Here is a 15184-nt window from a genome sequence, read left to right on the forward strand (position 1 = left end):
ACAGCGCCACACTTGGAAAACTTCCTTTTATGACAATAGGTTACAGAGCTGGATTCGATGGAATGGTGAGATTACGGAAAAGAAAAGAAGTAAAATCAAATACCTGCAAAAAAGTCTGCAGACTGCAAGTGAGGTTTAAGATTTTTTGGCTATAAAGAACGCCTGCTGAGAATGACAGACGTTACAGGAAGGAAAAAGAGCGAGCTCGCCGATAAGCCGGGTTCTGTCTTGGACAGTCATTCATCTAGGGTCTGCGTCACCACAGACCTCAAGCAACCTACCCGAATCCAGCGCGGGCCACGCCATTGGATTCCTATTTGGTCTTGCTCCAGGTGGGGTTTACCATCGCCGTGGACTGTTGCCAGCCACGCGGTGCGCTCTTACCGCACCGTTTCACCCTTACCGGCGCCCGAAGGCGCTTAGGCGGTATACTTTCTGTTGCACTTTCCGTCGGCTCGCGCCGCCCAGGCGTTACCTGGCACCTTGCCCTGTGGAGCCCGGACTTTCCTCCCCCGGAAAACCGGCGGCGACTGTCTGGCGAGCTCGGGCGAGACAATACTCCTGCACCCATAGCCTTGCAAGAGAAACTGCCACGGTGTTCAGCCATCCTTCAGCGCCAGGGCCCGTTGGTAAAGCTCATTTTTCGAAAGCCCGGTCAGCTCCGCAGCCATTTTAGCGACCTTCTTGACCGGCAGCTCCGCCAGTAGAACACGAAGCACCCGGTCCACATCCAGGGTAGCTTCTCGACTGTTACCCGCCTGGGCCATCGCACCACGAACCATAACTACGAACTCGCCGCGGCTTCCGTGAGGGTCACGCTCCAGCTCTGCCAGAACTTCGGCCACTGAACCGGAATAGAAGGTTTCAAAAGTCTTTGTAATCTCGCGACCAAGGACAATCTCTCGGTCGGATCCCAGCACCTCCGCAATATCGCGTACCGATTCCAGAATCCGATGGGGCGACTCATAGAAAACCAGGGTCGCCACTTCACTGCTCAGCAAGTCCAGACTGGCTCTGCGGCCAGAGCGTTTTGCCGGCAAAAACCCCACGTACAGAAAGCGATCCGTCGGCAGGCCGGCGGCGCTCAATGCTGCCACCAGCGCGCAGGGGCCGGGGATCGGACTGACACGATGCCCCGCAGCCCTGGCCTCGCGCACCAGCAAATAACCGGGATCCGAAATCAGCGGCGTACCGGCATCGGAAATCAGAGCCACATCACGCCCGGCCTGAAGCTCAGCCAGAATCCCGGCGGCACGATCCTTCTCGTTATGGTCATGGAGCGCGATCATTCGCTTCTGTATACCTAAATGGTTCAACAGCCGACCACTGTGCCGTGTATCCTCGGCAGCCACCACATCCACACTGGCCAGCGTCCGGGTGGCCCGTGGAGACAGATCATCAAGATTGCCGATGGGCGTGGCAACGACATAGAGCATGCCACCCGATTCACCCTTGCGGCTATCTGACGACAGGAAATCGCTGACCTCGTTTTTCAAAGCTTCTGCCTCTCTTGTGGGGAGTCCGGGACCGTGACAGTTACGTCATGTGAATTAACCCCGGAGCTGTTAAACTTGCCACCGTTAGTCTGGCGCTACAAGCCCAATCATCCGGAGTATGTCGAGCCTGCCATGATAAAGATCCGCATTCATCAACGAGCCCTGGCCAGCGTGTTTACTGCCGCCCTTTTGTCGGCTGGTTGCGCCACCGTGAATCTCGAAACCCATGTTGCACAAACCGCTGATCAGGCACTGGAACTGGCCAGCAACGAAGACAACATCGAAACCGCCCAGGGCTACCTGCTCCGGATTGCCAGCCGGTTCCAGGACGAGGGCAATCACACGGCGGCCCGAACGCTACTCCAAAGTCAGCAGTTGACGCAACCGGCTCCCGGGCTAGGCAATCAGAAACTCCTGCTGGCCATGGCAAGCGCAACCGCCCTCGAAGATGAATCCTGGGCAAAAGAGATCGCCGGCGAACTCACCCCGTCGACCTTTATAGACTACCCGGCGGACCTGATTGCCCGGGCCGCCAACCTGCAGGCGGACACCTTCGCCCTGGCCGGTGAGCCCATGTCTGCAGCCATGACCCTGATTCTGCTGGCCCAGACGGACAACACCGCAGATGCTCAACAGATTCACAACCGGGTCTGGTCCCTGCTGAAACAGGTTCCCGACAGCGAGCTCAGCTCGGCCTCTGCCGAGGCCATCGGCTACGAAGCCCAGGGATGGCTGGAACTGGCCAGCCTCGTGCGGACGCCGGACGCCGGCATTGACGAGCAGGGCCGAATCATCCGTGGCTGGCAGAACAACTGGCCCGGTCATCCGGCCGCCCAGGTACTGCCCTCGGAGCTGCAACTGATCGCCACGCTGGCCGAAAGCCGCCCTGAAAAAATCGCCCTCGTCCTGCCCCTCGAGGGGCCGCTGGCAACCGCCGGCAAGGCGATTCGCGACGGCTTTCTGGCGGCCTACTACCTCGACGACTCTGCTGACCGTGGTAAAACCGACATTCGCATCTTCAACACCGCGGGCACATCGTTCAGCGATCTTTACAAACAGTTGTCCGAGCAGGATATCGACCTGATTGTAGGCCCCCTGGAAAAAGAAGCGCTTGCCGGCCTTGGCTCAATGAATACGCTGCCGGTGCCCGCGCTAGGGCTGAATTACCTGCCCGCGGACACCAAGCCTGCTGACGGGCTTTATCAATTCGGGCTTTCCGCCGAAGACGAGGCGCGGCAGATTGCCGACCGGCTTGCCGCCGAACAACTGCGTCAGGTTCTGGTTCTTATCCCCGGCGGCGAATGGGGCGATCGCGTTGAGGCGGCATTGCTGAAACGCATGGCCTCCCATGAAGGCGTTGCCCTGGATATTGAACGCTTCTACCGGGAGGACAACCTTCGAGCGGTGACGGCCGATCTGCTGGGCATCACCGTTTCCAGGGACCGGGCCATTCAGGTTGAACGGACCATCGGTATGGACGTCGAGTTCGAGCCGAGGCGCCGGCAGGACGCAGACGCCATCGTCATGGTGGCAGAGCCCACGGTGGCGCGGCAGTTCAAGCCCTTGTTTGCGTTTTATTTCGGGGGTGACCTGCCGGTTTACTCACCCTCCATTATCTATGAGGGGACACCCGCACCGTCCCGTGACCGAGACCTGAACGGGGTTATTTTCACCGACATCCCCTGGGTTCTGGGCGACGACAACGAACTGCGCATCCGGGCCACGGAAAACCTGTCCGGCACCCGTGGCCAACCCGGTCGCCTGTTCGCCATGGGCGCCGATGCGTGGCAACTGAGTAAACGCCTGCCACTGCTGAAACAGGTCGAAAGCGCCTCGATATCGGGGCAGACCGGTGTACTGACCATGACGTCTCAGGGCAGCATCCACCGAAAACAGCTATGGGCCCAGTTCCGCAGTGGGGTTCCAGAGCTCATCCCTGACCCCGTGACCGAAGAGAGCGTGGCAGAAGCCCCGGAACAGGAAACCGCGCCCCTCAGCGAATAACACCACAGGAGCAAATCAGCTGCCATGGATGGCACCAAAACTCTAGGCAATCATTTCGAAGGCGTCGCAGCCCGATACCTTGCCAGTCGAGGCGTCCGGATTCTTGAGCGCAATGTCTACAATCGCGGCGGCGAAATAGACCTCGTGGGCCAGGATGGCGAAACCCTTGTGTTCTTTGAGGTCCGCTATCGAGGCGCGGGCAGTCTCGTTAACCCGGCAAGCTCAATCAATTACCCCAAACAGAAACGCCTGATTCGTGCAGTTTCATTCTATTTGCACCGACACGGACTCTGGGACAGTCTCTCACGGATAGACGTGGTTGCCATCAGCCCGGGTACCGTCAAAAAATACCGGGTACAATGGATCAGGAACGCAATTCTGGCAGGATAGTGATACCGAAAATGACCGACACCGAACACCAGATCAATCAGTGGTTCGCAAGCCATATGGAGCATACCGCCCAGGCCGCCAGCACCGTGGGTCCTGATATTGAGGAGGTTGCCAATGCCTTCGTGGGCACTCTGCTCCAGGATGGAAAAATCATCACCTGCGCCAATGGCAATGCCAACATTCTGGCTCAGTACTTCTGCACTGCCCTTCTGAACCGGTTCGACCAGGACAGACCCGCACTACCCGCCATCAATCTCGGAGCCGATGCGACCACTTATTCCGCGATCTGCCGGGATAACCGTTTCAACGACACATTCTCCCGCCAGGTCAGAGCTATCGGCAAACCCGGAGACCTTCTTTTCGTGGTTGTCGACGATGGCCACAAGGCAAACCTTATTCAGGCGATCCAGGTCGCCCATGACCGGGAAATGAGCGTTGTGGTTCTCAGTGCCAGAGAGAAATCGGACATAACGTCGCTATTGCACCCGGAAGATCACGAAATTGCGCTGAACAACCTCAGCCCCAACGAGGCGACGCCACTGCTGCTACTGATCATCAACGCGCTGTGCGGGCTGATCGACGCCAAAATCTTTGGAGGATAAAAAAAGCCAGCGTAGGCTGGCTTTCTCAAGACGATGGGGCGAGGCTTATTTAACAACCTTTAGGGTTGGCCTGCCCGAAGGGCGATCTTCCTGCCCGGATGGAGACTGCTCACCTTCACGTTCACGGGAAGTGCCGTCCGGATCCGGGGAGCCTGGCTCGCTACCGAATACCATGCCCTCACCGTTTTCCTTGGCGTAGATTGCCATAACCGCCTGCAGCGGAATGAACACCTGCATGGGCACGCCACCGAAACGGGCACTGAATTCGAGTGCGCCATTACCGATAACCAGGCCACGCACCGCTCCCGGACTGATATTCAGAACAATTTGCCCGTTTGCCACGTGCTCGGTCGGCACCTGTACACCCTGAATGCCTGCGTCCACCACAATGTAGGGGGTACAGTCATTGTCCAGAATCCACTCATTGAATGCTCGTACCAGGTACGGGCGGCTGGACGTCATGGTGTTTTTACTCTCAGCCACTGCCACTCTCCTGCTCCGGCCAGCGGAACGTTACCAAATCAGCTGCGAATGTCTTCTTCCAGATCGGACAGGCTTGCCTTGAACCCTTCCCGACTGAAGATGCTCTCCATGTACTTCTGCAGTGGCTTGGCCTGCTTTTCGTTCAGCTCAATACCCAGCGACGGAAGGCGCCAGAGGATTGGGGCAATACAGCAGTCTACAATAGTGAACTCTTCGGACAGGAAGAACGGCATCTCCCCAAACAGCGGCGCCGTCGCCAACAGGCTCTCTTTGAGCTCTTTGCGCGCTGTGTCAGAGGCCTTGGCGTTCGGCTGCGCCAGGATCTGGTCAACCAGGCCACACCAGTCTTTCTGAATGCGATGGATCATCAGACGACTGTTGGCGCGGGCAACCGGGTACACCGGCAACAAGGGCGGATGGGGGAAACGCTCGTCGAGGTACTCCATCATGATGTTGGGCTCATAAAGCACCAGATCACGATCCACCAGTGTCGGCAGGGCGTTGTACGGGTTCAGGTCGGCCAGTTCAGCCGGCGGATTGTCGGGATCCACATCAACGATATCGACGGTAACACCCTTCTCTGCCAGAACAATGCGCACTCTGTGGCTGTAATGGCTGGCCGGATCCGAGAAAAACGTCATTGATGACCGCTTGGTCACAACGCCCATAGAACTACCTCACGAGTAAACAAACCGAAATGATCCTGAAAAAACGCAAAAATCCAGCGGGCCGGTTATGCCCGCTGGAACTCAGGGGACGGGATTATACCCTATTTCTCAGTGTACGTCCTTCCAGTACTCACGATTGAGCAGGTAGGCGAACACGAAGAAGATGGCCACGAAGATCAGGACAAAGATCCCCAGACGCTCACGCTCAAGCTTGATCGGATCACCCATGTACGACATGAAGTTGGTCAGATCATACATAGCCTGGTCAAACTCGGCTCCCGACATACTGCCTTCGATAGCGTACTCCGGGCAAACGTCCGCGTTGTTGATGTTGCCACTCAAAGGCTCAACGCTGGCCGGGGTACCGATACTGGGCTCAACGGCGCAAAGCCCCTGCATGCCAACCAGAACATGGGGCATGCCCACAGCCGGAAACACCACGTTGTTCACGCCCAGCGGACGGGACTCGTCCTTGTAGAAACCACGCAGGTAGGAATACACCCACGCCTCGCCACGCAAACGGGTTTCCAGCGTGAGATCCGGTGGCGGCGCACCGAACCAGTCAGCAGCCATGTCCTTGTTCATGGAGTTTTTCATCAGCTCGCCAATCTTGGCGCCGGTGAAGATCAGGTTTTCCTCATACAGCTCGACGGGAATCTCCAGATCGTCAGCCACACGCTTGTAGCGAGCATATTCCATGGAGTGACAGCCCATGCAGTAGTTGGTGAACAGGGCTGCACCGCGCTGCAGAGAAGCTTTGTCAGAGTGATCTGACTCAAAGCTGTCCAGCGGCACGGTTGAACCCGCTGCCAGCCCGAGAGCTGGCAGGACCGCGATGAAAAGACCAAAAATCAGCTTTCTCATTATCCTGTCACCCTCTCTGGAACTGGCTTGGTTTTCTCCATACGCGTATAGAACGGCATAAGGATGAAGTAGAGGAAGTACAGCACCGTCAGAACCTGGGCAACCATGGTGCGGCCTTCAGTCGCCGGCACCAGGCCAAGATAGCCAAGCACGACAAAACTGATTGCGAAAATGGCCAGGGCAATCCGACTCAACCAGCCCTTGTAGCGCATTGAGCGTACCGGGCTTCTGTCCAGCCAGGGCAGCACGAACAGAATGGCGATCGCCGCACCCATCACCACAACACCCCAGAACTTGGCATCCAGACCGAACAGGTCAATGGTTACCGCACGTAGCATTGCGTAGAAAGGTGTGAAGTACCAGACTGGAGCAATGTGATTTGGTGTTTTCAGCGGGTTTGCCGGTTCGAAATTCGGCTTCTCAATGAACAGCCCACCGCCTTCCGGGAAGAAGAACACGACGATGAAAAAGATAAAGAAGAACACACCGACGCCCAGCAGGTCGTGCACAGTGTAGTAAGGATGGAACGGGATACCGTCTTTCGGAATGCCGTTTTCGTCCTTGTTTTTCTTGATATCAATACCGTCAGGGTTGTTCGAGCCCACTTCGTGCAGCGCCAGGATGTGAAGCACAACCAGACCAAGCAGAACGATCGGCAGCGCCACCACGTGCAATGCGAAGAAGCGGTTCAGGGTAATGCCGGAAATCAGGTAATCGCCACGAATCCACAGTGACAGATCTTCACCAATGACTGGAATAGCACCGAACAGGTTAACGATAACCTGAGCACCCCAGTAGGACATCTGGCCCCAGGGCAGCAGGTAACCCATGAACGCCTCAGCCATCAGGATCAGGTAGATCAACATACCGAAGATCCAGATCAGTTCACGCGGCTTCTGGTAGGAGCCATACATCAGCCCCCGGAACATGTGGAGATACACCACAACGAAGAATGCCGAAGCACCGGTAGAGTGCAGGTAGCGCAGCAACCAACCCCATTCGACATCACGCATGATGTACTCGACAGACGCAAACGCACCTTCACCGGAGGGGTTATAGCTCATGGTCAGCCAGATCCCGGTAACCAGCTGGTTTACCAGAACCAGCATGGCGAGGGAGCCAAAGAAGTACCACACGTTGAAGTTCTTCGGCGCGTAATACTTGCCCAGATGCTTGTTCCAGGCATCGACGATCGGCAGACGCTCGTCTACCCAGTTAATCAGCTTTTGCATTACGCTGCCTCCGGATCAAGACCAATCGTGAGGGTCGCATCGTCGTCAAAACGATAAGGCGGCACCTCGAGGTTCAGGGGAGCAGGCTGCGCCTCGTAGACCCTTCCGGCCATATCATATCTGGAACCGTGACACGGGCAGAAAAGACCACCCAGCCACTCGTCACCGAGATCCGCCGGAGCAACTTCCGGTCGGTAGGACGGAACACAGCCAAGATGGGTACACAGCCCTACAAGCACGGCAAATTCCGGCTTCAGGGAACGCAGGATGCCATCAATATACGGTGGCTGCTGAGGCGCTTCCGACTGGGGATCTTTTACCCGGTCGTTAAGCTTCTCGATATTCGCCTGCATTTCTTCGGTACGGCGGATGATCCAGACCGGCTTACCCCGCCACTCGACCGTAATCTGCTGACCCGGTTCAATCTTGCTGACATTGACGGTTACCGGTGCACCCGCTGCTTCCGCTTTGGCACTGGGATTCCAGGATGCCACGAAAGGAACGGCCGCACCGACGACGCCGACTCCACCCACCACAGACGTAGCACCGATCAGAAACCGGCGCCGGCCTTGGCTCACGTCGCCATTACTCATTATGGTTTTCTCCCATCAGGCGATGTCACAGCCCGCAAAACCGCCGGCAATGTGCATCTAAAAGGACTTCACAACCCAAAAATATAAGCGCCCAAATGGTAATGAAATTACCAGGGGCTTACAAGTCGGAAAGCCGCCGCTGGCGCCTCATCCCTGTTCCAGATCAATTTGCTGACAAATCGCCCGAACATAAAAAAACCCGACCGAAAAGGGCCGGGTTTTCCAGGATCTGCTCCAGCGTGATTAACGCTTGGAGTACTGAGGACGCTTACGCGCCTTGCGCAGACCCACTTTCTTACGCTCGACTTCACGCGCGTCACGGGTAACGTAGCCCGCTTTGCGCAGCGCCGGACGCAGAGTTTCGTCGTAATCCATCAGAGCGCGGGTCAGACCATGGCGAATAGCGCCAGCCTGGCCACTGATACCACCACCCTTGACGGTGATGTTGATATCAAAACGATCGCTAGATTCGGCAACAACCAGCGGCTGACGAACGATCATGCGCAGAGTCTCACGACCGAAAAAATCTTCGATTGAGCGACCATTGATAGAGATGTTACCGCTTCCCGGCTTGATAAAAACCCGAGCCGTGGATGTCTTGCGGCGACCAGTACCGTAATTTTGTGCTACAGACATATCCGCCTTCCGTTAAATGTCGAGTTCTTTGGGCTGCTGGGCTGCGTGAGGATGCTCAGCGCCGGCATAGATTTTCAGCTTCTTGAACATGGCACGACCGAGCGGGCCTTTCGGAAGCATGCCTTTGACAGACTTCTGAATGATTTGCTCGGGAGCCTTGTCGACCAGCTTCTCGAAGTTGATGGATTTGATTCCACCCGGAAAGCCGGTATGACTGTAGTACATCTTGTCAGATGCTTTCTTGCCGGTAACCCGCACCTGGCTCGCGTTGATCACAACAATGTAATCGCCAGTGTCTACGTGAGGGGTGTACTCAGGCTTATGCTTGCCCCGCAGACGTAGGGCGATTTCGGTTGACAGACGACCCAGCGTCTTGCCGGCTGCGTCTACAACGTACCAGTCACGTTTTACTGTTTCTGGTTTCGCACTCAGAGTCTTCATTGATTCCGCCTTGAACGCTATATAAGAAACGTTAAAAACCACCACCGGTAAATGCAAGGCATCCGGAGGAGGTTCCATACCTGTGTTGCGGTGCCATCATTCGGGGCTGAGATAATGACATCGCCTTGAAAAGCCAGGGCGCGAAGTATACTCGAACCACCCAGGAAAGCCAACCCTGTGTCGGTTCGTTTCGTTATTCCCCTATACCGGCGCCGGACCAGCCGTATAAACGGGACACATTATCCAGCAGCACCGGCGCCAATTGCTCCGGCGTCCCGCCACGGATCTCCGCAAGGACATCTAGAATATCAGGCAGATACCGCGGGGCGTTCTGCCCCTGCTGAACGCCCTTTGGCGCCATATCCGGCGCATCCGTTTCAAGCACCAGCGCTTCCAGCGGCAGCCTTGCGATTGCATCCCGGGTCTTTCGGGCCCGGGGGTGGGTAATCACACCACCCACGCCGATGAAGCACCCCAGGTCAACCAGCTTGCTGGCCTGCTGAAAACTTCCACTGAAACCGTGAAGCAGGGCCCGACCGTCCCACTGCCGCCGGTTGAGCAGATTATGCACCTCGTCATGGGTCTTTACGGAGTGAATCACCAGGGGCATGTTCAGTTCGTCAGCCAGCGCCACCTGCGCTTCAAACCAGGGCCACTGGGCTTCGAGACGGCCCCGGATGCGATCGAGCCCGCACTCACCGATTGCCACACAGCGGTCGGGACGAGCCTCCAGCAGCCGGCGGAGCTCCGTCAGATCTGCCTCCGAATGCTCGTCAACGAACCAGGGATGAATGCCAAGACAGTAAAACAGACCCTCATGCGCCAGCGCTGTGTCACGGACCCGCCCCCAGTCCGGTCGCCTGACACCGGGTATTACCAACCCGCGAAGCCCCCGCGATCGGCCCTGCTCAAGCTCCGAATCGCGGCGGCCATCGAACTGGGGAAAATCAAAATGGCAATGGGCGTCGATCAGCTGCACAGTCACCTCCGCCCGGAACCGTTAATGCTCCCGGGTCTTGTGGAACTGGATATCCGGATACCTTTCCTGGGCCAGATTCAGGTTCACCATGGTCGGAGCAATGTAAGCGAGCCTGTCACTGCCATCAAGGGCCAGGTTGTCGTTGTTCTTGCGCTGGAACTCGTCCAGCTTGCGCTCATCGCTGCAGGTCACCCACCGAGCCGTGGCGACGTTAATCGGCTCATAGATCGCCTCGACCTTGTACTCACTTTTCAGGCGACTGACCACCACGTCGAACTGCAGAACCCCTACTGCGCCAACGATCAGATCGTTATTACGCAGCGGCCTGAATACCTGTACGGCACCCTCTTCCGACAGCTGGATCAACCCTTTCTGGAGCTGCTTCGCCTTGAGCGGATCCTTCAGGCGAATCCGGCGGAACAGTTCCGGGGCAAAGTTCGGGATACCGGTGAACTTCATGTCTTCGCCGGCAGTAAAGGTATCGCCCAATTGAATGGTGCCATGATTGTGCAGGCCGATAATATCGCCGGCAAAGGCCTGCTCGGCGTGCTCACGGTCACCGGCCATGAAGGTCAGTGCGTCGGAAAAACGCACTTCTTTGCCGATGCGCACATGACGGGCCTTCATGCCCTGGTTGTAACTGCCGGAGACAATGCGGAGGAAGGCAACGCGATCGCGGTGTTGCGGGTCCATATTTGCCTGGATCTTGAAGACGAAGCCCGAAAAGCCGTCCTCTGCAGGCTGGACCAGTCTCTGATCGGTTTCCCGTGCCTGTGGCGCCGGGGCCCATTCCACCAGGCCGTCCAGCATATGGTCGACACCGAAGTTACCCAGGGCCGTACCAAAGAATACCGGCGTCAACTCGCCGGCAAGAAAGGCTTCCTGATCGAACTCGTGGGACGCGCCTTTGACCAATTCAATTTCATCACGCAGGTCGTCGGCATAGGCGCCGATGGCCTGGTCCAACTCCGGGTTATCCAGCCCCGAGATAATCCGCTTATCCTGAATCATGTGCCCCTGGCCGGACTGATAGAGGATGACCTCATCCCGAAGCAGGTGATACACACCCTTGAAGCTCTTGCCCATGCCGATGGGCCAGGTGATCGGCGCACAGGCGATCTTCAGGACCTCCTCAACTTCATCCATCAGCTCCACCGGATCCCGGGTATCCCGGTCCAGCTTGTTCATGAATGTGAGAATGGGGGTATCCCGCAGACGCGTAACTTCCATCAGCTTGATGGTACGCTCCTCGACACCCTTGGCGCTGTCAATCACCATCAGGCAGGAGTCCACCGCTGTCAGGGTCCGGTAGGTATCCTCGGAGAAATCCTCGTGGCCCGGCGTATCCAGAAGGTTCACCAGCTTGCCGCCATAGGGAAACTGCATAACGGACGTGGTTACCGAGATGCCCCGCTCTTTCTCCATTTCCATCCAGTCAGACTTGGCGTGCTGGCCGGATTTCTTTCCCTTGACGGTACCGGCTTTCTGGATCGCCTGCCCGAACAACAGCACCTTCTCGGTAATGGTGGTTTTACCGGCATCCGGGTGCGAAATAATGGCAAAGGTGCGGCGCTTGGCCACTTCCTGGGAAAGGTTAGACATAATCGAAGAGCAACCTGAATCTGATGTTCTGGAAAAGGCGGCCATTATAGGCCCTATGCGACTGTGACGCTAACTCGCACTGAACCGGTCAATGGCCCAGAGCACGCATCAGAACGCGTGCATCCTCCCGGCCATTGGCAGCCGGATAATACCCGGGTCGCTGGCCGACCTCGTGAAAGCCCTCATCTTGGTACAAAGCGATAGCGGCATGATTGCTGACCCTGACTTCGAGCAACAGCTGAGACATGCCTTCATGGGCCGCCGTTGCCAGCACGTGCCTCAGGAGATAGCGCCCGACACCCTCACCGCGGGCGCCCGGGTGGACGCAGATATTCAGCAAATGCGCTTCATCAACGATGTAGTTAACGACAGCGTACGCTATTAGCATATCGCCATGGCAAGCACCCCAGAGCCGGTAGTTGTCCTTGAAACAATCAAGAAACACCGATTCGCTCCAGGGATGGGAATACCCCTGGCGCTCTATATCAAGCACAGCCGGAACATCTTCAGGCGCCAGAGGCCGCACCAGCTGATCGGCCTCAAGGACTTTTTGGTAGGTTTCGGGATAGGCCATTAACGGGCGACCAGAGGCCGTATCTGCTGCCAGAGCGACCGTTTCAGTGTCGGATTACCGGCAATCTCCGCGAGGGTGTGCGGAAACCGGACTGTTGCGTCACGACCAAGCCCTTCCACCAGCCAGCTCTGCTCAGAATCCTCTCCACCCTGCAGGATAATCACCTGCTGGCGTTCCAGGCCTGACAGAACACTGCGCATCACTTCAGCAAAGTCATTGCCGGAGTTCCCGGGCACCAAAAGATTATTGAAGATAGGCCAGGCCACATGCCCCAGAACCCGAGGTTGATCCTCTCCCAGGCTCTTAAGGATATTTATCGCCAGGGTTTCCTGCAGCCGACTGCTGGCATCCGCGGTCATGGCCCCGATCAGTGCCACTCCGTTTCCGGCCCAGATCATGAGGTTCATGCGTTCAGAGGGAATCGTGGACGATCGCCCTACCATCGCCTCTCGCGGCTCTGGCGTCGGGGAGTCCGTAACAGTGTCCGATACGGAAGGCGATTCGGGGGACAGTCGCGATGTTGTTCCCGGAGCGACCGCCTCACTGTCCATCAAGGCCTGCAGATCCGCTATTCGGGCAACGCCCTCCGTTCGATCCCGCACTGCCGGTTTACCCGGAGCCGCGCGGCCTGACTCTCTTACCGGGGGCGGTACAGACTCGGAAATGCCAGGGGTTGTATCCGGAGCATCAGTCGCTTCAGGGAACTCAAACTCCGGACTGGGCGCCGAACCCGGCAGCGGATGCCGGGCATACCACATCCGTATTCCCGCCGCTCCCAGGTAAAACTGACGCTCTGCTTCCGATCCAATCATTAACTTCGCCTGCCAAAACTCACCGAATTTACACTCTCACACATCCGCAACCTGGGGATGCTGTCGAATTCCGCCCTTACTGATCAGGTTCAGGGCCTCAATGTAAGCCTTGGCGGACGCGATGATAATATCAGTATCGGCACCGACGCCGTTAACGATCCGGCCACCGCGTTCCAGACGCACAGTCACCTCACCCTGGGCGTCGGTGCCGCTGGTAATGTTGTTTACAGAATACAACTGGAGGTTGCAGCCTGAATCCACTAGAGATTCGATTGCCTTGAACGTGGCATCAACCGGCCCGCTGCCTTCTGCTTCAACCTTATGTTCTTTGCCGTCTACCGTCAGGGTCAAGTTGGCTTTTGGCACCACTCCAGTCTCCGAGCATACCTGCATGCAAACCAGACCATACCGGCCATCTTCCTCTTTCTGTCGGGTATCGCTGGCTATCGCCTGCAGATCTTCGTCAAAAATTTCATGTTTCAGATCTGCGAGTGCCTTGAACCTTGTGAACGCTTCGTTCAGTTCCGTTTCGGTCTCAAACTGAATTCCGAGTTCCAGTAACCGGGTGCGGAAGGCGTTGCGCCCGGAATGCTTACCCAGCACCAGGCTATTGGTGTGCCACCCAACATCCTGCGCACGCATAATCTCGTAGGTTTCCCGATGCTTCAAAACCCCATCCTGATGAATCCCGGACTCATGGGCAAAGGCATTGGCGCCGACGATGGCCTTGTTGGGCTGTACAGGAAACCCGGTGATCGTGGACACCAGCCGCGACGCAGGGACGATGTGCTGGGCATCAATGCGGGTATCGATATGGAACAGATCCTGACGAGTACGAACCGCCATGACAATTTCCTCGAGCGCCGCGTTTCCAGCGCGCTCACCCAAACCATTGATGGTGCATTCCACCTGACGGGCCCCCTGGGAAACCGCCGCCAGGGAGTTGGACACAGCCAGCCCCAGATCGTTGTGACAATGCACCGAAAAAATGGCCTTGTCCGCGTTTGGAATCCGGTTCAACAACTGACGAATGGTTTCACCAAACTGCTCGGGAATGGCGTAACCGACTGTATCCGGGATATTGATCGTGCTGGCACCGGCATCGATTGCGGCCTCGATGATCCGGCAGAGGAAGTCCAGCTCGGAACGTCCGGCATCCTCACAGGAGAATTCGACGTCGTCGACATGACTCCGCGCGCGTTTCACTGAGCGAACCGCCTGCTCAATCACTTCATCCGGCTGCATCTGCAGCTTGTGCTTCATGTGAATGGGCGACGTGGCTATAAACGTATGAATACGCCCGCGCTGTGCCGGCCGGATAGCTTCTGCCGCGCGATCAATATCCTTGTCGAGCGCCCGGGCGAGACTGCAGATCGTTGAGTCCTTGATGGACTCAGCGATCGCCTTTACCGCCTCGAAATCACCCTGGCTGGCAATCGCGAACCCTGCCTCAATAACGTCGACACGGAGCTTTTCCAGCGCTTTCGCAATGCGGAGCTTCTCCGCTTTGTTCATGGTGGCGCCGGGGCTTTGCTCACCATCACGGAGCGTTGTATCGAAGATGACCAGGTGATCAGTGGCAGGCATTGGCAGGCTCCATTCTGAGATTTCGTTCGTTATGGAGAGAGTATATCACCGGGCTGAGATGAGTGAGGACCTGAGTTTCAGGCAATAAAAAACCCCAACATCGAGGATGCTGGGGTTTCGGTATTAAGAGCCTGACGATGACCTACTCTCACATGGGCAACGCCACACTACCATCGGCGCTGGTCTGTTTCACTTCTGAGTTCGGGATGGGATCAGGTGGT

Annotated in this window: 16 protein-coding genes, 1 rRNA gene and 1 other RNA gene; 3 read left to right on the top strand and 15 right to left on the bottom strand. The window is 57.0% G+C overall.

What is annotated here, in order from left to right; translation table 11 throughout:
* Positions 1 to 196: 196 nt before the first annotated feature.
* Together rnpB and rsmI are read right to left on the bottom strand one after the other, a co-directional pair.
* An RNA gene (gene rnpB, locus KEHDKFFH_RS18595) (RNase P RNA component class A) lies at positions 197 to 546 on the bottom strand.
* Between the two features lie 53 nt (positions 547 to 599).
* Positions 600 to 1496 carry a 16S rRNA (cytidine(1402)-2'-O)-methyltransferase gene (gene rsmI / locus KEHDKFFH_RS18600; RefSeq protein ID WP_104323290.1) on the bottom strand — a complete coding sequence of 299 codons (897 nt, stop codon included), beginning with the start codon at positions 1494 to 1496 and terminating at the stop codon, positions 600 to 602.
* A 75-nt stretch (positions 1497 to 1571) separates the two neighbouring features.
* Here rsmI and KEHDKFFH_RS18605 point away from each other — a divergent pair, with 75 nt between their 5' ends.
* The 3 genes from KEHDKFFH_RS18605 to KEHDKFFH_RS18615 are packed head-to-tail and all read left to right on the top strand — an operon-like array spanning position 1572 to position 4492.
* Positions 1572 to 3500, top strand: coding sequence for a penicillin-binding protein activator (locus KEHDKFFH_RS18605; protein WP_241956557.1), 1929 nt, complete (start codon positions 1572 to 1574; stop codon positions 3498 to 3500).
* Positions 3501 to 3524: 24 nt separating this feature from the next.
* Complete coding sequence (locus KEHDKFFH_RS18610) at positions 3525 to 3890, top strand: YraN family protein (RefSeq protein WP_104323293.1); 366 nt, start codon at positions 3525 to 3527, stop codon at positions 3888 to 3890.
* A gap of 11 nt (positions 3891 to 3901) precedes the next feature.
* A complete protein-coding gene (locus KEHDKFFH_RS18615) occupies positions 3902 to 4492 on the top strand; it encodes an SIS domain-containing protein (RefSeq protein WP_104323294.1) in 591 nt (196 codons plus the stop codon).
* A gap of 45 nt (positions 4493 to 4537) precedes the next feature.
* On the opposite strand, the gene KEHDKFFH_RS18620 is transcribed toward KEHDKFFH_RS18615, so the two are convergent.
* The 13 genes from KEHDKFFH_RS18620 to rrf form a co-directional block, all read right to left on the bottom strand.
* Positions 4538 to 4954 carry a ClpXP protease specificity-enhancing factor gene (locus tag KEHDKFFH_RS18620; protein ID WP_192875810.1) on the bottom strand — a complete coding sequence of 139 codons (417 nt, stop codon included), beginning with the start codon at positions 4952 to 4954 and terminating at the stop codon, positions 4538 to 4540.
* Positions 4955 to 5013: 59 nt separating this feature from the next.
* Positions 5014 to 5643, bottom strand: coding sequence for a glutathione S-transferase N-terminal domain-containing protein (locus KEHDKFFH_RS18625; protein ID WP_104323296.1), 630 nt, complete (start codon positions 5641 to 5643; stop codon positions 5014 to 5016).
* Between the two features lie 108 nt (positions 5644 to 5751).
* Positions 5752 to 6507 carry a cytochrome c1 gene (locus KEHDKFFH_RS18630; protein WP_104323298.1) on the bottom strand — a complete coding sequence of 252 codons (756 nt, stop codon included), beginning with the start codon at positions 6505 to 6507 and terminating at the stop codon, positions 5752 to 5754.
* Positions 6507 to 7739 (bottom strand): cytochrome b, encoded by a 1233-nt coding sequence (locus tag KEHDKFFH_RS18635; protein WP_104323299.1) that lies wholly within the window; start codon positions 7737 to 7739, stop codon positions 6507 to 6509. The genes KEHDKFFH_RS18630 and KEHDKFFH_RS18635 overlap by 1 nt, the downstream gene beginning before the upstream one ends.
* Entirely contained in the window at positions 7739 to 8332 is a 594-nt protein-coding gene (gene petA, locus KEHDKFFH_RS18640) for a ubiquinol-cytochrome c reductase iron-sulfur subunit (RefSeq protein WP_064226993.1), read from the bottom strand. The genes KEHDKFFH_RS18635 and petA overlap by 1 nt, the downstream gene beginning before the upstream one ends.
* A gap of 243 nt (positions 8333 to 8575) precedes the next feature.
* Positions 8576 to 8968: a 30S ribosomal protein S9 gene (gene rpsI / locus KEHDKFFH_RS18645; protein WP_104323300.1), complete on the bottom strand. Its 393-nt coding sequence runs from the start codon at positions 8966 to 8968 to the stop codon at positions 8576 to 8578.
* A gap of 12 nt (positions 8969 to 8980) precedes the next feature.
* Positions 8981 to 9409 (bottom strand): 50S ribosomal protein L13, encoded by a 429-nt coding sequence (gene rplM / locus KEHDKFFH_RS18650; RefSeq protein ID WP_008176556.1) that lies wholly within the window; start codon positions 9407 to 9409, stop codon positions 8981 to 8983.
* Between the two features lie 193 nt (positions 9410 to 9602).
* Positions 9603 to 10388, bottom strand: a complete 786-nt coding sequence (locus KEHDKFFH_RS18655) for a TatD family hydrolase (protein WP_104323301.1) — start codon at positions 10386 to 10388, stop codon at positions 9603 to 9605.
* Positions 10389 to 10409: 21 nt separating this feature from the next.
* Positions 10410 to 11990: a peptide chain release factor 3 gene (gene prfC, locus KEHDKFFH_RS18660; protein ID WP_104323302.1), complete on the bottom strand. Its 1581-nt coding sequence runs from the start codon at positions 11988 to 11990 to the stop codon at positions 10410 to 10412.
* 88 nt (positions 11991 to 12078) lie between these two features.
* Positions 12079 to 12564: a ribosomal protein S18-alanine N-acetyltransferase gene (gene rimI / locus KEHDKFFH_RS18665; protein ID WP_104323303.1), complete on the bottom strand. Its 486-nt coding sequence runs from the start codon at positions 12562 to 12564 to the stop codon at positions 12079 to 12081.
* A complete protein-coding gene (locus KEHDKFFH_RS18670) occupies positions 12564 to 13376 on the bottom strand; it encodes a 2-isopropylmalate synthase (RefSeq protein ID WP_104323304.1) in 813 nt (270 codons plus the stop codon). The genes rimI and KEHDKFFH_RS18670 overlap by 1 nt, the downstream gene beginning before the upstream one ends.
* A 36-nt stretch (positions 13377 to 13412) precedes the next feature.
* Positions 13413 to 14963 (bottom strand): 2-isopropylmalate synthase, encoded by a 1551-nt coding sequence (locus tag KEHDKFFH_RS18675; protein WP_104323305.1) that lies wholly within the window; start codon positions 14961 to 14963, stop codon positions 13413 to 13415.
* 129 nt (positions 14964 to 15092) lie between these two features.
* Positions 15093 to 15184, bottom strand: a 5S ribosomal RNA gene (gene rrf, locus KEHDKFFH_RS18680); the annotation flags it as partial.

It is taken from the genome of Marinobacter maroccanus, from assembly GCF_002933275.1.
In the GTDB taxonomy this organism is placed as follows: domain Bacteria; phylum Pseudomonadota; class Gammaproteobacteria; order Pseudomonadales; family Oleiphilaceae; genus Marinobacter; species Marinobacter maroccanus.